Raw genomic sequence first — 19698 nt, forward strand, 5'->3', positions numbered from 1 at the left:
GCCTGCCTTTCGACTTCCCGGACGACGTCAAGAAGGAAGCCGCCAAGATCGACACGACGGTCACCTTGGAAGAAGGGCGCCGCGATTACCGCGACCGCCAGCTCATCACCATCGACAGTGAAGATGCCAAGGACCTGGACGATGCCATCGACGTCGTCCGCCTGCCCAACGGCCATTTCCGACTGGGCGTCTACATCGCCGACGTCAGCTACTACGTCCGCCCGGGATCGGCCATCGACCAGGAAGCATATAACCGCGGCACCAGCGTCTACCTTGTCGACCGGGTCATCCCCATGCTGCCGACGGTCCTGTCCAACGGCATCTGCAGCCTCAACGCCAATGAAGACCGTTACTCCATGACCTGCGTCATGGAAATCGACGAAGAAGGCAAGGTCCTCAAGGCCGACATCGGCCCGGCCGTCATCCGCGTCAAACGGCGCTGCAACTACGTCGAAATCCGCAAGGCCCTCCTGGAAGGCATCGTGCCTGACGACTTGCAGCCCTTCATGCCCATGCTCCACGAACTGCGGGCCTTGTCGACGATCCTCAAGAACATGCGCCTCCGCCGCGGGGCCATCGACTTCGATTTCCCTGAATACAAAGTCATCCTTGATCCGGACGGCGTACCGCTGCGTCTGGAAAAACGGGAACGGACCATTGCCGAACAGATCGTCGAAGAAAGCATGCTCATTGCCAATGAAACCGTAGCCTGCTATCTCCGGGACAGCGAAAACCCGTCGGTCTACCGTATCCACGAACTGCCCGAACCGGAACGGCTGGATATGATGCGCACCGTCCTGTCGAGTTTCAACCTGCCCATGCCCGATACGGAATCGGTCAAGCCGGCAGACTTCCAGAAGCTCCTGGAAATGACCAAGGGCACCGATGAAGCCGCCGTCGTCCAGACCATCGCTCTGCGCTCTATGCAGCAGGCCCGCTATTCGACGACTAATGCCGGCCACTTCGGCCTGGCTTCGGAATGTTATACTCATTTCACGTCGCCTATCCGCCGCTACCCGGACCTCATGGTCCACCGTCTGATCCGCCAGTACCAGCGCCGGGGCAAGCTGACCGAGGAAGAATCGCAGCAGTCCCTGTCGTACCATACCATCGCCGCCGACCAGGCCAGCTCGCGCGAACGCATTGCCGTCGAAGCCGAACGGGAAACAGACGACCTCAAGAAGTGCCAGTACATGCTGCCCTTCATCGGTCAGCCTTTTGAAGCGCACATTACGGGCATTACGTCTTTCGGCCTCTTCGTGGGCCTGGAAAACGGCATCGAAGGCCTGGTCCACATTTCCCTGCTCACTGACGACGACTACGAATTCGACGAAGCGTCGTACACCCTGCGCGGCCAGCACGGCGGCAAGGTCTACCGCTTAGGCGATGCCATGGAAGTCACCCTGGCTCAGGTCAATGTGGAAAAATGCGAAATCGACTTCGTCCCGGGCCGCTACGAATCGCTGGAAGACGTGCAGCAGCTCATGGCGGCCAGTGCCGAACGGCGCCATAAACGGAAACACAGCGATAAGAAGGACACCGACACCAAGCACAACTGGTTCGCCGGAGCCATCGGCAAGAAGGGCAAGAAAGACAAGAAGGATAAGAAAGGCTGCAAGGACAAGAAATCCGGCCGCAAAGCCGCGTGCAAGGGCAAGGGCAGCAAGAGCCGCCGCGGCAAAAAGAAGAAGAAATAGGAGGAATTCGTTTTGGCAACGTCACCGACAAAGGGTGTGAAATATATTTCGGACAACCGCAAGGCCCGTCACGATTATTTTATCCATGAAACGTATGAAGCCGGCATTGCCCTGACGGGGACGGAAGTCAAGTCCCTGCGCCAGGGCAAGGTCAATCTGAAGGACAGCTTCTGCCGCATCGAGAACGGCGAAGTCTTCCTCCTGGGCATGCACATCAGTCCCTATGATCAGGGCAACCGCTTCAACCACGATCCCCTGCGGACGCGCAAGCTCTTGCTCCATAAATATGAAATCATCAAGCTCCTGGGCAAGATCCAGGAAAAAGGCTATACCCTCATCCCGCTCAACCTCTATTTCAAGAAGGGGAAGGTCAAAGTGACCGTCGCCCTGGTAACAGGGAAGAAGCTCTACGACAAGCGGCAGGCCCTGGCCGAAAAAGAAGCCAAGCGCGACATCGAACGCCGCATGAAGAGCCGTAACTACTAATCAGGAGGAGAAGTATCTATGAATTCAGAAGACCCAAAAATCCTTTCGGATCACGAACGGGATAGTTTCCGCGGCCAGACCATCGATGAAGATGGGACGGTCCAAGACCAGAAGTCCCTCTATGAAGAACGGCTGCGTCAGCAACAGGAAGCGCATCATGGCATCCACATCGTCACGTCCGGCCTTTCGTGGCGTGTCAAACTGGCCCTGGGCTTCATCGTCTTCTGCATCGTCGCCGTCATCATCGGCGCCCTGGGCTTTATCATCATGGCCATGCCCTATCTCTTGGGCATCTTCGTCATCTACTGTATCTACAGCATCGTCAGCTCCCTGTTGCATCGGTGAGTGGGCGTAGGGAGGTTCTATGAAAGAAAATATCGTCATCATCGACGGCAGCAGTCTGCTCTATCGGGCATTTTATGCCATCCCGCATCTCACCGATGCCCAGGGGCACCCGACGAATGCCGTCTATGGTTTTTTGAATATGTTATTGAAATTGTACGGAGAACTGGACCCGCAGTACGTTGCCGTCGCCTTCGACAAGAGCAAGCACACCTTCCGCAACGACTTGTTCGACGGCTACAAGGCTACGCGCAAGCCCACACCGGATGACCTGCGGCCCCAGTTCGCCCTGATCCGCGAAGTCCTGGCCTGCCTGGGCATCTGCGTCCTCGAACAGGAAGGCTACGAAGGGGACGACATCATCGGCACCCTGGCCCGCCGCACGGCAGCCGATGGCTATGCCGTCGCTGTCGTCACCGGTGACCGCGACGCCCTGCAGCTGGTCACGGACGACGTGACGGTCTATCTGACCAAGAAGGGCATCACCAACATGCTGGCCGTTACGCCGGCCGTCATGGAAGCCGAATACGGTTATACGCCGGCCCAGGTCATCGACATGAAGGCCCTCATGGGCGATACGGCCGATAATATCCCCGGCGTCCCCGGCGTCGGCGAAAAGACGGCGCTCAAGCTCATCAGCCAGTTCGGCAGCGTCCACGGCGTCTACGAACACCTGGACGAAGTGAAGGGCAAGAAGCTGCAGGAAAAACTGGCCGACAACAAGGACAAGGCCGTCTTGTCCAAGGACCTGGCCACTATCCGCTGTGACGTGCCCCTCGATTACACCATGGACATGTTCCAGCCCCAGCCGCGCCAGGAAGACGTGGCCCAGCTCTTCCGCAGCCTGGGCTTCCGCAATCTTCTGGAACGCTTTGCCGCCTTCGACCGCTTCTCTCATCTGGCAGACGCCGCGGCACCGGCAGCGGCCGTCCAGGTCATGGACGCACCGGGCGCGGCCAGCCTGAAAGGGAAGACCGTCGCCGTCGCCGCCCGCTATGACGGCAGCCAGCCCATCCCGGCTGTGACGGCCCTGGCCATGGCCGTCGATGATGGCGCCTTCGTCGTTCCCGAAAGCGATTACGACGCCTATCTCGCCGTCCTGACCGAAGCGGCAGCCGTCGTCACCGATGACGGCAAGGACCTGACCAAGGTCGTATCCCGCGTCGCTCCGGGCCGCCTGCCCTTGAAGGACATCATCCTGGCAGCCTATCTCCTCGACCCGACGCGGACGTCCTATGGCCTGACGTATATTTCCGAAACCTTCGACGTCAGCCTGGACGAAGGCACAGAAGACGACGGACAGAAGCTGGCCTGCGATGCCGCTTTTGCCCTCCAGGTCTGGCCCAAAGCGGCAGCTGAATTGGATAAGGCATCCCTGACACAGCTCTACGATACCATCGAAGAACCGCTCATCCATACGCTGGCCGTCATGGAAATGAACGGCTTCACTGTCGATACGGACCGCCTCATGACCATGAAGAGCGAATTGTCCCGCCAGGCTGATGCCCTGGAAGAAGCCATTTACGACGACGCCGGCGAGACCTTCAACATCAATTCGCCGAAACAGCTCGGCGTCATCCTCTTCGAGAAGTTGCAGCTGCCGGTCATCAAGAAGACCAAGACGGGCTATTCGACGGACAGTTCCGTCCTCGACGCCCTGCGCGACAAGCATCCCATGATCGACAAGATTCTGCACTTCCGGGCCTTGAAGAAACTCATTTCCACTTATCTCGATGGCCTGGAACCGCTCATCGTGCCGGAAACGGGGCGCATCTATACCCATTTCAACCAGATGGTCACGTCGACGGGACGTCTGAGCAGTTCCGACCCGAATCTGCAGAATATCCCCATCCGGACCGAACAGGGCCGCAAGATACGCTCCCTCTTCGTGCCCGGCGAAGGCTATGACTACATCGTCTCTGGCGACTATTCGCAGATCGAATTGCGCCTCCTGGCTCACTTGTCCCAGGACCCGACTATGATCGACGGCTTCAAGAAGGGCCAGGACATCCACCGCCGGACGGCGTCGGAAGTCTTCGGCATCCCCCTGGACGAGGTCACGCCGGAAGAACGGTCCCATGCCAAGGCCGTCAACTTCGGCATCATCTATGGCATCAGCGACTTCGGCCTGGCCCGGAATATCTCCATTTCCCGCCAAAAAGCCAAGGAATACATCGATTCGTATTTTGCCCGCTACAACACGGTCCACGACTACATGAACGGCCTCATCGCCTCGGCCAAGGAATCGGGCATGGCCGTCACCATGTTCGGCCGCCGCCGGGCGTTGCCGGAAATCAACAGCAAGAACTTCACGCGCCGGTCCTTTGCCGAACGGACGGCCATGAACACGCCTATCCAGGGCAGCGCCGCCGATATCATCAAGCTGGCCATGAACGCTGTCCAGGACGAATTGGAAAAACGCCATCTGAAGAGCCAGCTTCTGGTCCAGGTCCATGACGAACTGGTCCTGGAAGTCCCGGCCGGGGAAAAGGACGAAGTGGAACAGCTCCTCAAGGATACAATGGAACACATTGTCGATTTATCCGTGCCCCTCGTCGTCGACATCCACAGCGGCGTCAACTGGGAAGAAGCGAAGTAGGTGAGACCATGCCAGAATTACCGGAAGTAGAAACGATACGGGCCTTCCTCGACGAGCGTGTCCGGGGAAAGGCCATTACGGCCGTTGAAATAGGCCTGCCCAGGCTCATCAAGAATACGACGGCAGACCGTTTTGCAGCCGCCTTGACCGGCCAGACCCTGGAAGGCGTGGAACGCCGCGGCAAGTACCTCTTTGTCCGCTGCCGCGGTCCCTGGTCCTTTCTGGTCCATCTGCGCATGACAGGCAGCCTGCTCTATGAAGAAAAGCCCGGCCAGTATGCTGGCCGGGCCATTCATCTTATTTTTACGCTCAGCGAAGGGCGCCTCCTCTACCGCGATATCCGCACCCTGGGCTGCCTGTGGCTCGTGCCGTCAGAGGGGGCGACAGGCGTCAAAGGTTACGACAACCTGGGACCGGACGCCATCAGTCCGGACTTCACGACGGAGCGGCTCTATGACCTCCTCAAGGGCTGCCACCGGCCGGTGAAGATGCTCCTCCTGGACCAGACCAAAGTGGCCGGTTTGGGCAACATCTACGTCGACGAAGCCCTGTTCCGGGCGGGCATCCGGCCCATGCGCCACAGCGATACAGTGACCCAAAAAGAAGCGGCCCGCCTTCATGAAGCCATCGTCGCCGTCCTCCAGGAAGGCCTGGAACACGGCGGCACGACAATCCGCAACTTCATCAGCAGCAACGGCAAAGAAGGGCAGAACCAGGAAAACCTCCGCGTCTACGGCCGCGAAGGCACGCCCTGCACCGTCTGCGGCACGACCATCGAATACACCAAACTGAACGGCCGCGGCACCCACTACTGCCCGAAGTGCCAATCGTAGGGGCCGCCTAAAAGGCGGCCCGCAGGTCGCAGGTCGCCGGCCGCCCGCCAATCATAGGGGCGCCCAAGCCTCCCTTCATAGGGGAGGTGGCCCGCAGGGCCGGAGAGGTTAAGCAGGAGCCGTCCCAAAGGAGGAGTACTATGTACGGATTGAGTGTCAGACAGTGGCGGCAGATCTTTGCTATTTTGTCCCGCTATGGCAACCGGATCGATTGGGTGAAACTCTTCGGGTCGCGGGCTCGTGGCGATTATAAGCCTGTTTCCGATGTGGATTTGGCCATTGCCAGTACGGAAAATCTGGTGACGCCGCTGCAGCTCGATTTCGACCAGAGCCAGCTGCCCTTTACTTTTGATCTCATTGATTACCGGCGTCAGCCGAATCAGAAATTGAAAGATGCCATCGACAGGGAAGGGAAACTGCTCTGGGCTGTCGACGGCAAAGGAGAATGGATGATGACGAAAGAACAATTACGGCTGAAGTGGGAAGACTACCACAAAGCCCTGAACCGCCTGGAAATTGCCCTGACCAAGACTTTGGACGAAGACGACCTCTATCTCGATGCAACCATCCAGCGTTTTGAATTTACCTTTGAACTGGCCTGGAAACTGATGAAGGCCGTCCTGGACTATGAAGGCATCGAAGCGACCAGCCCACGCAGCAGTATCCGCGAAGCCTGGAAACAACATCTCATCGGCGATGCGGAAAAATGGCTGGACATGCAGGTCAAACGCAACCTTTCTTTTCATACCTATAATGAAGAAACGGCACAGGACATCTACCGCCACATCAAAGAAGACTACATCGGCCTGCTGCAGGTGCTGGATCAGGAAGTACGTTCGAGACTTGATATTTGACCTTACTAACAACGTAAAAGGGCTTATTGCACGGAGAATCGTGCATAAGCCCTTTTGCTGTATGCAAAAATATCATAGCTTTATGGTCATATTCTTTAAATTTATGGTAAAAGACGATAATTATGGGGAACTGAGATGTGGAAAATGTCAGACAGGAGATGGGCAGCTTCTTCTTTTCCAGAAATGGGAAGACGCTTTTCTACTTTGCCATTTCGATACACTTTCATTTCATCTTTTACGATAGTCAAATCGGCATCCTGGGTAAACAGGCTGATTTTCATGTATTTATTGAACCGGGAATCGGGATGTTGGTCACAATAGAAAGAGGGCATGATAAAATCGTCATCGATCTGCGGTTCATCGGTAAAACCATAGATCGGTTTCCATGAATGCGGATTGGTTGTCTGGGGGATTCACTATTGACGCCAACATCAGTGAGCCAGGGGATACTGTCTATGGTAACTATCAGGACCCGGTGACGCCGCATCTGGACAATACCGGGCTCGTCCATAAAACGGCCTGCCCGCTGTTCAACGTGATAGCCAAGTGTCGTGAGCAGTAGAAGAAACAGCCCTTGCAGTTCAAAGCAATATCCGCCCCGTCGATGAAGAATCATTTTTTTATAGAGGTCTTCTGAATCCATGGATGTTGAAATGCCATTCATAGGGTCCAGATTTTCATAAGGAATGGATAAAAGATGATGGATTTGGAGTTCCTTCAAGCCGTCTATATCGGTTGCCTTCGGTGGAGATACCAGATGGATCCGTTGGAGATAGTTTGCGAGTTCTTGCGAGGATAATTTGTGATGAGTGACATCCATGACAGGTTCCTCCCTTTTTTGATTCATGGGATATGAATTTTATCCTGGATCTTCAAACATGACTTTTGTCTAAAAAATAGTATACCATACTCTGGGAAATGTGCCAATGCAATAACAATCCATACAATGTCGCCAGGTTGCATTATGGTATTTGTAGCAAGATACAAAAGATATGTAAAAAAAGTTTTGCCGAACTGGATTTTGATGCTGCAAAAAGAGATGTCGCTCCTTTTTTGGCAAACACATAGCTCTTTGAAGTACTGAGTTTTTTCAAGCGATTACAGAAAAGTTAAAGATAGATTCATCTGCTATCAAGCCAGAGTAAATTAAATAAATAACAAAACGACCCCCTAATCGTTAGAGTTTTGGTCTAACAATTGGGGGTCGGTATACTTTTCAGCTGCTTAAAGCAGTTTTGATTTTACCATTGAATCCCGTTGCCATAGTATTCGCTGGGAGCATTGCTGGTCTGGACATTCAGAATGACAGGCATGTTTACCTGACCTTTGATCCAATCATGCAGACGCAGCGCGTCATCGGCACTAAGGGGAGTTCTGACGGTAACTTCGGCCATGAAACGGTCGTAGCCAAATGTACTGTCTTTCGTATCGTTATCTCGATGCAAGGCTGTTAGCGTGCCACCCCGGACAGACTGGATTTCCGGGAATAATAAAGGAGCCTGGCTGTTTAGAATCTGGATGACCTGCTGGTCTGCTGCAGCACGTTCGTAAGCTGGGTAATATTTACTGGTCAGCATCTTGTACGAAGCTTCTTTTTCGGCTTTGCCTTGTTTTTCTATACGTGAATTGATTAATCGCTGCACTTCCTCAGTGTTCAGATTCCTGTTTCCCTGGATAATAGAAAGAGATATGCCTTGAAGACGTGGATAGTTATTTATGTTCGATTTAAGCTGGTCTATTTGTTCTTCCGTCAGGACAGCCCCGACAAGATCAATTGTCAAGGTCTTATCTTTTAGTGTGTAAGAAACGACACTAGTTTTTTCAAAATTCATGTTTGTTTCTATAAAAGATTTGACCTGGACTTCCTGGAGCGCATCTTTTACCGTTAGATGAGCCATATAGATGCTTGGAATCGTAATTAATAGGCCGAGGATAACTAAAATGAGACGCTGTTTGCGAAAATGAGCTTCAGCGACATTGCCGTGAGGCGGGACTTTCAGAATCTTAAATACCAAGAACGAAGACAAGGCAATGAAAAAGGCATTGATGAAGAACAGGTACAAGGCACCCAGGAAAAACGTGTGGTTCCCGGAGGCCAGCCCATAGCCGGCCGTACAGAGGGGCGGCATCAGTGCCGTGGCGATGGCGACGCCGGGGATGACATTGCTCTTTTCTTTCCGCGTGTTCCCGACCGCACCGGCAATCCCGCCGCATAAGGCGACGAGGACATCCCAGATTGTCGGGGTAGTCCGGGCCAGGATTTCATCTGTCGGCGAGGTAAACGGCGAAAGGAGAAAATAAATCGAAGCTGTCAGCACGGCCAGGCCGACCTGGAAGGATAATTTGATGAGGGATTTGCGGATAAAAGGGACGTCATATGCGGCCATTCCGTAGCCCGTCGCTACGATACCGCCCATCAGCGGGGAAATGAGCATGGCGCCGATGATGACGGCGACGCTGTTCAAGTTCAGGCCGATGCAGGCGATCATGATGGCCATGACTAAGACGATCAAGTTCGTGCCTTCGATGGTGGCGTCGGATAAGATGCGCTGATTGATGACTTCCATCGGGGCCGAGTCGCCTTTCAAATCGATTAAGTTATTCCAGCGGTTCATGATTTTCCTCCTTGTCCGGGATGTACTTTATCTGTCAGGTATAAGTCGTGTTTGCCGGCTGCCAGCATCTTGACATATCGTTCATATTGACGGAGGACGTCGGTGATCAATTCATCTTTCTGCATATATTTGATGCTGTATCCGCGTCGGCCGTCGGCAAAATAACAAATGGGTTCATAATTTTCCTCTTCCGTAATGGTCGGGAAGGACAGGGAGCCGACGACAGTATCGGATACGTCATTGGCCCGGTAGCGGATGCCATAAATGAAATTGCGGAGGCTCCCGCTTTCGACAATCAATTCCCGGCAGGCCGTCTGACTATCATCACTGCCCTGGATGTGGACGGAAATTCCATTCCGCAGAAATTCCTGGCGCAGTTCCTGGAAAGCCGGGTCGACGGTCTGTTTGAGGAACTGCTGGAAATCGTCCAAGGTCCCGACGGATACGATTTTTTTCAGCCGGTCCTGCCAATGGGAGCCATCCCAGTAGACGGTACTTTCTGACAATTTTCTGCTGAAATAGGCGTTATCGATCGTCAAGCCCCGGAGCAGGCAGAACACCATCAGGATCATGATGACGGCAAAGGGCAGGGCGATGATGACGGTCATCGTCTGCAGGGCTTGGAGGCCGCCGGAATAGAGCAGGGCGATGGACAGCAGGGCAAGCAGGGTTCCCCATAAGACAGTCTGCCACTTGGGAAACGTATTCTTCCCTTGCGAGGCGATGCTGTTGATGACGAAAATCCCCGAGTCAGCCGAAGTGATAAAGAAAATGACGATGACCAGCAGGGCAATCAGTGAGGTGACCAGGGCCAGGGGGAATTGGTCCAGGAACAGGAATAAGAGCTTTTCCGTTTCCGCGGCGGCCTGGGTCAGGATGCCACCGGTCTGGCCGTCGACCCAGATGGCCCCGTTGCCGAACACGGTCATCCAGAAGATATTGAACAGGGTAGGGACCAGGAGGACGCAGACGACAAATTCGCGTATCGTGCGGCCTTTGGAAATCTTAGCGATGAAGAGACCGACGAAGGGCGCCCAGGAAATCCACCAGGCCCAATAGGTGATGGTCCAGTTCGTGAACCATTCTTCTTTGGTGCTTTCGTAGGCGAAAGTGCGGAAAGACAGTTCGATGATGTGTGTCAGATAGTAGCCTACGTTTTCTGTGAAGGCCGACAAGAGATATACCGTCGGGCCGGCGAAGAGGATGAACAGGAGCAGGGCGATGGCCAGGATCAGATTTCCCTGGCTCATGTAACGGATCCCCTTACTTACGCCGGAAATGGCCGACAAGATGGCCAGGCCGACGGTGATGACAATCAAGAGGACGATGTGGGAAAAAGAGGCTGTCGAAAAAATGCCGACAGCACTCAGGCCGGCGTTGAGCTGCATGGCTCCGAAGCCCAGCGTCGTCGTCAGACCGAAAATCGTCGCACAGAGGGCGACGATATCGATCAGGTTGCCCCAGAAACCGTTCAGTCTATGCTTCAGGAGGGGATAAAAACCGGAACGCAGGGTTACGGGAAGCTGATAGCGGAATCCGAAATAGGCCAGGGCCAGGCCGATGATACCGTAAATCGCCCAGGCATGGATTCCCCAATGGAACAGGGTGTTCAGCATGGCTTCCTTCGTTTGGACCAGTGATGAAGCCGACCCGTGCAAGGGGGCCGATAAGTGGGAAATCGGTTCGGCTACACCAAAGAACATCAGGCCAATGCCCATACCGGCTGAAAACAGCATGCACAGCCAGGAAAAAAAGGAAAATTCTGGTTTTTCATCTTCGTTTCCCAAGCGGATGTCACCGAGTTTTCCCAGGCATAAGATGACCAGGAAGAGGAAAAAGAAGGCGACACAAAGAATGTATACCCAGCTGAATGAACTGAATATATATTCTTTTACAATACTTAAAATTGTATCTGTCCGGTCGGGAAAGAAGATACAGCTTATGATGACGATCCCAATGAATAAGATACTGGGCAGGACAATACTTGCCTGCAAGTTGTTTTTTGGAATTTTCAAAGAAAAACCACCTTTCCAAAATAAAAATGAAAGATATGAACAAATTAATTGTATTATATAAATTGTATCATATCGAAAAGTACGTGACAAATGGAAGGAATCATTGACTTTTTCCATGGCTTATGTCATTCTTAGTAAGTCAGACTATGTATTGATTGGGGGAAAACTATGATTTTGAATGGATTGATGGCGGTCTCCGATGCTTTGTGGGGGACGCCGATGATTGTCGTGCTGGTCAGTATGGGCTTGTATTTGAGTATCCGTTTTCATTTTTACTATAATTTCCGGCACATCGGGTTTCATTTCCGCAATACTTTTGGCAAGATGTTCCAGCACCATGGCAGCGGCCAGGGGTCGGTATCGGGGTTCGCCGCAGCTTGTACGGCCATGGCCAATACGATAGGCGTCGGCAATATCGGCGGCGTGGCGACGGCCATCGTTTCCGGCGGTCCCGGCGCCGTCTTCTGGATGTGGGTCTCGGGCTGTCTCGGCATGTCGACGAAGGCCTGCGAAATCATTTTGGGCCAGCGCTTCCGCGTCAAGTATTCTGAATCCATGGATGAATACATGTGCGACCGGTCCTTTGTCATGCGCAACGCCCTGGGCTGGCGGAAAGGGGCTTTCCTGTTGGCCATTGCCTGTTTTACCCTGGGTCCCTGGACGTGCAGCGTCCAGACGGAATCCGTCGTAGGCGCCCTGCGGGAAGCCTTCGGCATCGACCCGCTCTGGTCAGCCGCTTTTCTGGGCCTCACCTGTTTCGTCACCATCTTCGGCGGCTTGCGGCGCATTTCGGCCGTCATGGAACGGGTCGTGCCCATCATGGCCCTGCTCTACATCCTCGGCGGCCTGGCCATCCTCGTCCAGCATCTGCCGCAGGTACCGGAGACGCTGGAATTGATCGTCCGTCAATGATTTCTGGTTCCGTTTCCTGCCGGCGCAGGAACGAGGGGAAAATCCGCCTGTCGTCGCTTATGGGACGGTGCCTGTGAAAGGGGAAAGAAAATGAAAAGTACATTGAAACAGATTTTGGACCGCGAGGGCATCCTGGTCCTCGACGGCTCCATGGGGACAGCTTTGGAAAATCTCGGGGCCGATTTGAACAACAAACTGTGGACGGCCCGCGTCCTGGCCGCTCTGTCTGGCCAGTGCCGGCCCGTACGGGGCTTATTTGGCCGATGGGTCCGAATATAAGGGCCATTACGGCGTCAGTGCCGATACGCTGCGGGACTTCCATCGCCGCCGGGCGGAACTCCTGTGGCAGGCCGGTGCCGACGTCCTGCTCTTTGAAACAGAACCGTCCCTGATGGAAGCGGAAGTCGAAGCGCAGATCGCCGAAGAACTGGGCGCCCCCTATTGGATCAGCTTTTCCTGCTGCGACGGCCGCCACAACTGCGAAGGCCAGCTCCTGGCCGATTGTGCCCGCCAGCTGGCCCGTAACTATCCGCACCTGCAGGCCATCGGTGTCAACTGCACGAAGCCGGAATACATTGCCAGCCTCATCGGCGAATTGAAAAGGGCATCGGACCTTCCGATCATCGTCTACCCGAACAGTGGCGAAGAATACGACCCGCAGACCAAGACCTGGCACGGCGTCGGGACGGACCGCCGTTTCGGCGATTATGCCCTGGATTACATGAAAGCAGGTGCCGTCGCCGTCGGCGGCTGCTGTACGACCGTAGCCGACCACATCCGCCAAGTCGTCGCCGCCCGCAGGACGTATACGGGAAAATAATCGTTTATCGTACAGTGTTTGTAGTTTTCAGCAGATAGTACATACTCTTTGGAAAGGGATTGTCGCACGAGGGCAGACGCCTTCATGTGGCAGTCCTTCTTTTTGAACCTATCATATTGACAATCATCTATATCACTTGTATAATCTATGACATAGACAAAAATCTATGTGATGGAGGCGGAGGATATGTGGCTTTTTATCCAGAACCAGGTTTTAGGGATGCAGTGGCTGAATGAGGTCGTTGCGGCAATTTTACAATATGCCGGTGTCGATGTACAGAGCCGGGTCGGCGGCAGTTTGCAGTTTTTCTTTTATGATGTCGTGAAGATTACCGTACTGTTATGCGTATTGATCTTTCTTATTTCTTATATCCAGAGTTACTTCCCACCGGAACGGAGCCGGAAAATCATGGGACGGTTCCGCGGTATCTGGGCGAATATCATGGGGGCTTTGCTGGGGACGGTGACGCCGTTCTGCTCTTGTTCGTCCATTCCGCTGTTCATGGGATTTACCAGTGCCGGCCTCCCCCTGGGCGTTACTTTTTCTTTTTTGATTTCGTCACCTATGGTCGATTTAGGCAGCCTGGTATTGCTCATCAGTATCTTTGGCTATCGCATTGCCGTGGCCTATGTGGTTTTTGGCCTGATCATCGCCGTTATCGGCGGTTCCGTCATAGAACGCCTGCACATGGAGGCGGAAATTGAAGATTTCATCCGTCAGGCTCCGGCTGTCAGTGAAGCGGAGATTCCACAATTGACAAGGCGCGACCGTTTGGACTATGCGAAAGAACAGATGACCAGTACGTTCCGCAAGGTCTTTCCCTATATCCTGATTGGCGTTGGAATCGGTGCGTTGATCCATAATTGGATTCCTGAGCAGTGGGTCGAAGACGTTCTGGGGCGCCAGAATCCGCTTGGCGTAATCCTGGCCACCCTGGTAGGGGCACCGATGTATGCCGATATCTTTGGCTCTATCCCCATTGCCGAAGCCTTGCTGGGGAAGGGGGCGCAGTTAGGCGCCGTATTGAGCTTCATGATGGCCGTGACGACGCTGAGTCTGCCTTCGCTTATCTTGCTGCGAAAAGCCATCAAGCCGAAATTGTTAGGCGTCTTTATCCTGACTTGCGTCATCGGAATCATCTTGGTCGGCTACAGTTTCAACGCCCTTCAGGGATTTCTATTGTGAGGTGATTCAATGAATGCCGTAGATGTATCCTTATTATGTAAAGCCTTGGGGGATGCGAACCGCCTGCAGATTGTCCAATTGTTGACGCAGGGGGAAATGTGTGCCTGCAAGCTGCTGGAGTATTTTCAAATCACCCAGCCTACCTTATCTCATCATATGAAGGTGTTGACTGAATGCGGTCTGGTGACTAGCCGGAAAGAATGGAAGAATACCTATTACTCCCTGAATTGCCAGACCTTGACGGCTTTCCGCACCTTTATAGATACTTTAAAGTGTACGCACACTGGCTGCGTACCGGGCAAAGCCTGCCAGCCATCAGCGCAGGCCGACAAAGAATAGGAGTTGATCATATGGTAATCAAAGTATTAGGCAGTGGCTGTAGCAAATGTGAATCCCTCCTGGCTGCTGCGAAAGAAGCCGTACAGCATTTGGGGATTGACGCCGAAGTCCAATATGTCACGGACTTTGCCCAGATCGCCCGCTATGGCATCATGAGTACGCCGGCACTGGTCGTCGATGATAAAGTCGTTTCGACAGGCCGGGCCCTCAAAGCGGACCAGGTCGAAGCATACCTGAAGTAAGGGGATTATACTGCAAAAAAAGGCGCTGTCTTCATGCGACAGCACCTTTTTCTGCACTTCCTAGAACCACGTGCGCACGATGAACCAGGACAGGGCCAGGATGACGAAGGAGCAGGTGATGGCGCTGACCATGGGGCGGACGCCTTCTTTGGCGATGACTGAGAAGTTGACGTTCAGGCCCAGGGCGGCCATGGCCATGCCCAGGATGAGGTAAGCTATCTTGACCAGCATGGGGACGGCCAATCCGATGGCGGGGATATAGGAGCCGATGGCACTGGCTGCGATGAAGCCGCCCATGAACCAGGGGATGGGGACTTTGAATTTCTGATCCCTATCCTGGGACTGACGGCGCTGGCGCCAGGCTTCGACGATGCCCAGGATGATGGCAACCGGAGCCAGGAGCAGGACGCGGGATAATTTGGCGATGATGGCGCTGTCTGTCCCGACCGGGCCGGCACTGCCGCCGGCGGCGACGGCGTGGGCGATTTCATGGAGACTCAGGCCGGCCATGACGCCGAACTGGCTGTCCGTAAAGCCCAGGATGGGCTGGGCGAAGACTTCGATGAGTGTAAAGACCGTGCCCAGGATGGCTACGATGGCGACGGCCAGGACGGACTGGTCGGCCTTGGCCTTGAGGGCGCCGGACACGCCCATGACGGCGGCGGCGCCGCAGATGCTGCAGCCACAGGCCGTGAGCAGGGCCAGGGTGTGATCGACGCGCAGGAAACGGGCGGCGGCGTAATTGAGGGGAATCATGATGGCGACGACAAAGACTGCCGCTTCCAGACTTTGCAGACCGGCGCTGACCAGGACGATGAGATTCAGCTTGAACCCCAGGAAGATGATGCCGGCCCGGAGGAATTTGTTGGCAATGAAGCCCGTACTTTCCCGGGCTGCCAGGGTGACGGGACGGCAGACCTGGATGACCATGCCCAATAGCAGGGCCAGGACGAGATGGCCGATGAGGGAAAAGCCCGGCAGGGCTGCCAGGGATTGGCCGGCCAGGGAACAGGCCAGGGTCAGGACGACACCGAGCAGGGCGTGGCGCCAGTCGATCATAGTGGATAAATGCATGATGAAGTCACTCCTATACTGATATTTGAGATGACTCCAGTATAATCTGTCTCTTTCAATAAGTAAAATACTAGGATATAATATAAATCATAAGTATTTACCTATGAAATGAGGAGGAGAAGTCCATGACCTTGCGCCATTTCCGCATTTTCCTGGCTGTCTGCGAGCGGCTGAGCATGACCGAAGCGGCCCGCCAGCTCCACATCAGCCAGCCGTCAGTCACCCAGGCCATCCATGAAATGGAAAACCATTACGGCATATTGTTATTCGAACGCCTGGGTCGTCATATTTACCTGACCGCTGCCGGCGAGAACTTGAAACAGTATGCCTATCAGATTTTATCGCTCTGCCAGCAGGCTGAAGACAGCCTGACGGCCATGCAGCATCAGCTGCCAATCCGCCTGGGCGTCAGCATCACCATTGGCGACATCTTCCTGGTCGAACTCCTGACGCATTGCCGTCAGATACATCCTGAATGGGACATCCTGTCGGCTATCCACAATACGGAGGAACTGGAACAGCTCCTGATGGAAGATAAACTGGACCTGGCCCTTGTCGAAGGACGAGTCCATTCGCCATACCTCGTATCCCGGCCCATCCTTACGGATTATCTGACCCTCATCGCTTCGCCGAACAGCGAATGGAGCCGTAAGGCCATTACAGCGCCGCAGGACCTGGACGACCTGCCCGTCTTCGTCCGCGAACAGGGAAGCGGCACGCGGGACCTCTTTGAGCGCGTCCTGGAAGACCACCACCTGACCTGCCGCATCATCGGCGTCTACAATAACTCCGAAGCCATCAAGAAAGCCGTCATGGCCAACTTAGGCGTATCCGTCCTGTCCCGCCGCCTGGTTCAAAACGAAATCGAAACGGGCCGCCTCGTCGAACTCCCTTTGCCGGGCCTCGAATTCAAGCGCCATTTCCGCCTAGTACATCACAAAAACAAATACCTGATACAGCCCATGCAGGACCTCATATCCATCTGCTGCCACAGTGATGAATGGCTGTGATGGAACCTAAAAATGACCGCCATCTGTCTGCCGACGGAGCGGTCATTTTTGATTGATTTATTTCTTTTCCCGTGTGCTTTCGCCGACGATGTACGGCGGGCGGCCTTTGCTTTCGTTATAGATGCGGCCGACGTATTCGCCGAGGATGCCCATGAAGGTGAACTGGACGCCGCCGATGAAGAGGATGAGGGAGATGAGGGACGGATAGCCTGGGACGTCTTCGCCGAAGAGTAGGGTGCGCAGGACGATGAAGACGAGATAGATGGCGGCGACGATGGCCAGGAAACAGCCGGTAAAGGCGGCGATGCGCAAAGGCGCCGTCGTGAAGCTGGTAATGCCGTCGATGGCCAGGTTGAAGAGCTTCCAGTAGTTCCACTTGGTCTTGCCCGCAGCCCGGGGCGGCCGGTCAAAGAGGATTTCTTTCTTCTCGAAGCCAATCCAGCTGAACAGGCCCTTGGTATAGCGCTGACATTCGCGCAGGCTGCACAGGGCCTTGACGCAGCGCCTGTCGAGCAGGCGGAAGTCGCCGACGTCTTCCTGGACCGGGACGGGGGACAATTTCTTGAGCAGGCGGTAATAGACATGGCTCGACCACTTCTTGAAAAACGTTTCCCCTTCGCGGCGCCGGCGGCGGGCCGAGACGTCGCGGTAGCCTTTTTCCCACCAGGCGATCATGTCCGGCAGGAGTTCCGGCGGGTCCTGGAGGTCGGCGTCCATGATGACCAGGGCGTCGCCTTCGGCGTAGTCCATGCCGGCCAGCATGGCTGCTTCCTTGCCGAAGTTGCGCGACAGGGATACGTAGGCCACGCGCTTATCTTTTTCGTGGAGCTGGCGCAGGATGGGCAGGGTCTGGTCGCGGCTGCCGTCGTTGACGAAGATGAAGGTAAAGGCGTAGTCTGGCAGGGCGTCGATGACGGCGCACGTCCGCTGATAGAACTGGGGCAGGACGGCTTCTTCGTTATAACAGGGGACGAGGATGTCGATTTGCTTCATCGTTTGTCACCTCCGGCGGCGGCCCGGTTCAGGAGGACCGTATAGTCTTCGACGTCGAGGCGCTGGGCCGGAACCGTTCCCAAAACGCGCAGGGCTTCGTCGCGGTATTTCGGCTGGACGACGACGATAGCCGGCTGGTCGCTGTTCCAGAGGTCATACAAGTCCTGGCTGCCGTAGTACATGTTCGTCTGGTCCGTATGATGGATGCCGAATTCCAGCTCGCCCATGAAGTTGCCGGCGGCGATGGGACGATCCAGATAGTAGACCAGGCCTGGCATGAACGAGCCATACATGATGATCGGCGTGCTGTCCGGGACGTTCAGGGACCGGATGTCCTGGCTGACTGTATAGGCCGTCTGATGGTCGTGAATCTGGCCCTGGATCTGATGGGCGCCGAGGCCGAAGCCATAGGCCATGCAGCTGAGGATGACCAGGACCGAGAGGAAGTCCTTCTTGCGATGCCAGACCCAGGCCGCTGCCAGGGTGCCGACGAAGAGCGAGGCGATGAGCAGGCCGCCGTGGGTCAGGAAGTCGGCGACGGTCAGGAAATCGGTGTGCATGAGGTAGGCGATGCCCGCTGCCGTGAACAGCAGGCAGAGGATGGCATTTATGAGAAAACTGTGGCCGAGCCAGCGCCCTTCCTGACGGCACCGTTCGATGGACGCGGCCAGGAGGACCGACAAGGGCAGCCAGCAGGGCAGGATGTACGTCGGCAGTTTCGAGTCGGAAATACTGTAGAAGACGTAAATCAGGCCGGCCCAGAGGGCGAGCAGCAGCAGGTCCCTCTTATGCCGCAGGGAACCGGGCTTGCGGAAAATCCCGTCTTTGCTGAAGAACGTCGCCACGAAGCCCGTCCAGGGCATGAGGCCGGCGATGAGGACCGGGACGAAGTAGTACCAGGGATGGAAGCGTTCGTGCATCTTGGTGGCGAAGCGCAGAAAGTGTTCGCGGATGAAGAAGAAATAGAAGAAGTCCGGATTCTTCTGGCAGACCAGGTAGTACCAGGGCACGGCGATGACCAGGAAGAGGATGATGCCCGGCAGGTAGAAGAGTTTGAGGAAGAGGCGCGGCCGCTTGCTCAGCAGGGCATACCAGAAGAGGATGCCAAAGGGGAAGACGATGGCGATGAGGCCTTTCGTGAGCATGCCGAAACCCATGGCAGCGTAGAAGACGAGCAGGTATTTCTTGTTTTCCGTCCGTTCAAAGACGTAGAACGAGACCAGGCAGGCATCGATGAAAAAGGTCAGGGCCATGTCCATGACGCCGATAGAGGCGACGATGAGCTGCAGTGCCGACGTAGCCACGATGACGGCAGCCAGGAGCCCTGTGCGCTGGTTGTACATGGTCTTGGCCAGCCAGAAGGCCAGGAAGACGTTACCAAGGCCCGTCAGGGCCGGCAGGATGCGGCCCGTGAATTCACGGATGCCAAAGAGCTCCATGGACAGGGCCGTGACCCAGTATTGGAAAATAGGCTTCTCGAAATAGGGCATGTAATCGAAGTGGGGCGTGATGTAGTCGCCGGACAGGACCATTTCCATGGCGACCCGGTGATAGCGTCCTTCGTCGAGGTCGATGAGATGATACGACCCGATGTGGGCCAGGTACAAAAAGGCCGCAGCGGCGATGAACAGGCCCATCAGAAAGCGCCGGTGGCGGCGAAGTGCGTCAGTCATAAAATACCT

The 19698-nt window shown here is 55.1% G+C and carries 18 protein-coding genes and 1 pseudogene; 13 read left to right on the forward strand and 6 right to left on the reverse strand.

Annotation, left to right across the window (positions count from 1 at the left end):
• The 6 genes from rnr to WMO23_RS02075 all read left to right on the forward strand — a co-directional run.
• The coding region (rnr, locus tag WMO23_RS02050; RefSeq protein WP_349173148.1) for a ribonuclease R at window positions 1-1697 on the forward strand (1697 nt) is incomplete at its 5' end.
• Between the two features lie 12 nt (window positions 1698-1709).
• The gene (smpB, locus tag WMO23_RS02055) at window positions 1710-2183 is read left to right on the forward strand and encodes an SsrA-binding protein SmpB (RefSeq protein ID WP_014016334.1); all 474 of its coding nucleotides are present in this window, start codon (window positions 1710-1712) and stop codon (window positions 2181-2183) included.
• 18 nt (window positions 2184-2201) lie between these two features.
• Window positions 2202-2528 (forward strand): hypothetical protein, encoded by a 327-nt coding sequence (locus WMO23_RS02060; protein WP_020310080.1) that lies wholly within the window; start codon window positions 2202-2204, stop codon window positions 2526-2528.
• Between the two features lie 19 nt (window positions 2529-2547).
• A complete protein-coding gene (gene polA / locus WMO23_RS02065; RefSeq protein WP_296820204.1) occupies window positions 2548-5124 on the forward strand; it encodes a DNA polymerase I in 2577 nt (858 codons plus the stop codon).
• 8 nt (window positions 5125-5132) lie between these two features.
• Entirely contained in the window at window positions 5133-5957 is an 825-nt protein-coding gene (gene mutM, locus WMO23_RS02070) for a bifunctional DNA-formamidopyrimidine glycosylase/DNA-(apurinic or apyrimidinic site) lyase (protein ID WP_020310082.1), read from the forward strand.
• A gap of 140 nt (window positions 5958-6097) precedes the next feature.
• Entirely contained in the window at window positions 6098-6811 is a 714-nt protein-coding gene (locus WMO23_RS02075) for an HI0074 family nucleotidyltransferase substrate-binding subunit (RefSeq protein ID WP_020310083.1), read from the forward strand.
• A 101-nt stretch (window positions 6812-6912) separates the two neighbouring features.
• Here WMO23_RS02075 and WMO23_RS02080 read toward each other — a convergent pair.
• From WMO23_RS02080 to WMO23_RS02090, 3 genes and pseudogenes are all read right to left on the reverse strand, one after another.
• Window positions 6913-7658 (reverse strand): annotated as a pseudogene (locus WMO23_RS02080) (arylamine N-acetyltransferase family protein).
• A 394-nt stretch (window positions 7659-8052) separates the two neighbouring features.
• Window positions 8053-9426, reverse strand: coding sequence for a DUF389 domain-containing protein (locus WMO23_RS02085; RefSeq protein WP_349173150.1), 1374 nt, complete (start codon window positions 9424-9426; stop codon window positions 8053-8055).
• A complete protein-coding gene (locus WMO23_RS02090) occupies window positions 9423-11441 on the reverse strand; it encodes a BCCT family transporter (RefSeq protein ID WP_020310086.1) in 2019 nt (672 codons plus the stop codon). The genes WMO23_RS02085 and WMO23_RS02090 overlap by 4 nt, the downstream gene beginning before the upstream one ends.
• A 168-nt stretch (window positions 11442-11609) precedes the next feature.
• Between WMO23_RS02090 and WMO23_RS02095 the strand changes: the two genes are divergently transcribed.
• The 6 genes from WMO23_RS02095 (at window position 11610) to WMO23_RS02120 (ending at window position 14939) form a co-directional block, all read left to right on the forward strand.
• Entirely contained in the window at window positions 11610-12353 is a 744-nt protein-coding gene (locus tag WMO23_RS02095; RefSeq protein WP_292108132.1) for an alanine:cation symporter family protein, read from the forward strand.
• Between the two features lie 90 nt (window positions 12354-12443).
• Window positions 12444-12632: a hypothetical protein gene (locus WMO23_RS02100; RefSeq protein ID WP_292108131.1), complete on the forward strand. Its 189-nt coding sequence runs from the start codon at window positions 12444-12446 to the stop codon at window positions 12630-12632.
• Window positions 12610-13173 carry a homocysteine S-methyltransferase family protein gene (locus WMO23_RS02105; protein ID WP_301877080.1) on the forward strand — a complete coding sequence of 188 codons (564 nt, stop codon included), beginning with the start codon at window positions 12610-12612 and terminating at the stop codon, window positions 13171-13173. The genes WMO23_RS02100 and WMO23_RS02105 overlap by 23 nt, the downstream gene beginning before the upstream one ends.
• Before the next feature lie 186 nt (window positions 13174-13359).
• Window positions 13360-14358, forward strand: coding sequence for a permease (locus WMO23_RS02110; RefSeq protein ID WP_020310088.1), 999 nt, complete (start codon window positions 13360-13362; stop codon window positions 14356-14358).
• 9 nt (window positions 14359-14367) lie between these two features.
• Window positions 14368-14697: an ArsR/SmtB family transcription factor gene (locus WMO23_RS02115; protein ID WP_020310089.1), complete on the forward strand. Its 330-nt coding sequence runs from the start codon at window positions 14368-14370 to the stop codon at window positions 14695-14697.
• 11 nt (window positions 14698-14708) lie between these two features.
• Window positions 14709-14939 carry a thioredoxin family protein gene (locus WMO23_RS02120; protein WP_020310090.1) on the forward strand — a complete coding sequence of 77 codons (231 nt, stop codon included), beginning with the start codon at window positions 14709-14711 and terminating at the stop codon, window positions 14937-14939.
• A 60-nt stretch (window positions 14940-14999) separates the two neighbouring features.
• Here the strand turns inward: WMO23_RS02120 and WMO23_RS02125 are convergent, their stop codons facing one another.
• Window positions 15000-16013 carry a YeiH family protein gene (locus WMO23_RS02125; protein WP_020310091.1) on the reverse strand — a complete coding sequence of 338 codons (1014 nt, stop codon included), beginning with the start codon at window positions 16011-16013 and terminating at the stop codon, window positions 15000-15002.
• A gap of 125 nt (window positions 16014-16138) precedes the next feature.
• On the opposite strand from WMO23_RS02125, the gene WMO23_RS02130 reads away from it, so the two are divergent.
• Window positions 16139-17023, forward strand: coding sequence for a LysR family transcriptional regulator (locus WMO23_RS02130; protein WP_020310092.1), 885 nt, complete (start codon window positions 16139-16141; stop codon window positions 17021-17023).
• 57 nt (window positions 17024-17080) lie between these two features.
• On the opposite strand, the gene WMO23_RS02135 is transcribed toward WMO23_RS02130, so the two are convergent.
• Both WMO23_RS02135 and WMO23_RS02140 read right to left on the reverse strand, forming a co-directional pair.
• Window positions 17081-18016, reverse strand: a complete 936-nt coding sequence (locus tag WMO23_RS02135) for a glycosyltransferase family 2 protein (RefSeq protein ID WP_349173155.1) — start codon at window positions 18014-18016, stop codon at window positions 17081-17083.
• Window positions 18013-19689 (reverse strand): glycosyltransferase family 39 protein, encoded by a 1677-nt coding sequence (locus WMO23_RS02140; protein WP_296820166.1) that lies wholly within the window; start codon window positions 19687-19689, stop codon window positions 18013-18015. The genes WMO23_RS02135 and WMO23_RS02140 overlap by 4 nt, the downstream gene beginning before the upstream one ends.
• Window positions 19690-19698 lie beyond the last annotated feature (9 nt).

Origin of the sequence: Megasphaera intestinihominis (assembly GCF_040096415.1) — a bacterium.
Taxonomy (GTDB): Bacteria; Bacillota; Negativicutes; order Veillonellales; family Megasphaeraceae; genus Megasphaera; species Megasphaera intestinihominis.

What these genes read in the sequence shown, in the direction of transcription:
- WMO23_RS02060 (WP_020310080.1), top strand. Translation starts at nt 2,202, where the DNA reads ATGAATTCAGAAGACCCAAAAATCCTTTCGGATCACGAACGGGATAGT.
- polA (WP_296820204.1), top strand. Translation starts at nt 2,548, where the DNA reads ATGAAAGAAAATATCGTCATCATCGACGGCAGCAGTCTGCTCTATCGG.
- mutM (WP_020310082.1), top strand. Translation starts at nt 5,133, where the DNA reads ATGCCAGAATTACCGGAAGTAGAAACGATACGGGCCTTCCTCGACGAG.
- WMO23_RS02075 (WP_020310083.1), top strand. Translation starts at nt 6,098, where the DNA reads ATGTACGGATTGAGTGTCAGACAGTGGCGGCAGATCTTTGCTATTTTG.
- WMO23_RS02085 (WP_349173150.1), bottom strand. Translation starts at nt 9,426, where the DNA reads ATGAACCGCTGGAATAACTTAATCGATTTGAAAGGCGACTCGGCCCCG.
- WMO23_RS02095 (WP_292108132.1), top strand. Translation starts at nt 11,610, where the DNA reads ATGATTTTGAATGGATTGATGGCGGTCTCCGATGCTTTGTGGGGGACG.
- WMO23_RS02100 (WP_292108131.1), top strand. Translation starts at nt 12,444, where the DNA reads ATGAAAAGTACATTGAAACAGATTTTGGACCGCGAGGGCATCCTGGTC.
- WMO23_RS02110 (WP_020310088.1), top strand. Translation starts at nt 13,360, where the DNA reads ATGTGGCTTTTTATCCAGAACCAGGTTTTAGGGATGCAGTGGCTGAAT.
- WMO23_RS02115 (WP_020310089.1), top strand. Translation starts at nt 14,368, where the DNA reads ATGAATGCCGTAGATGTATCCTTATTATGTAAAGCCTTGGGGGATGCG.
- WMO23_RS02120 (WP_020310090.1), top strand. Translation starts at nt 14,709, where the DNA reads ATGGTAATCAAAGTATTAGGCAGTGGCTGTAGCAAATGTGAATCCCTC.
- WMO23_RS02125 (WP_020310091.1), bottom strand. Translation starts at nt 16,013, where the DNA reads ATGCATTTATCCACTATGATCGACTGGCGCCACGCCCTGCTCGGTGTC.
- WMO23_RS02130 (WP_020310092.1), top strand. Translation starts at nt 16,139, where the DNA reads ATGACCTTGCGCCATTTCCGCATTTTCCTGGCTGTCTGCGAGCGGCTG.
- WMO23_RS02135 (WP_349173155.1), bottom strand. Translation starts at nt 18,016, where the DNA reads ATGAAGCAAATCGACATCCTCGTCCCCTGTTATAACGAAGAAGCCGTC.
- WMO23_RS02140 (WP_296820166.1), bottom strand. Translation starts at nt 19,689, where the DNA reads ATGACTGACGCACTTCGCCGCCACCGGCGCTTTCTGATGGGCCTGTTC.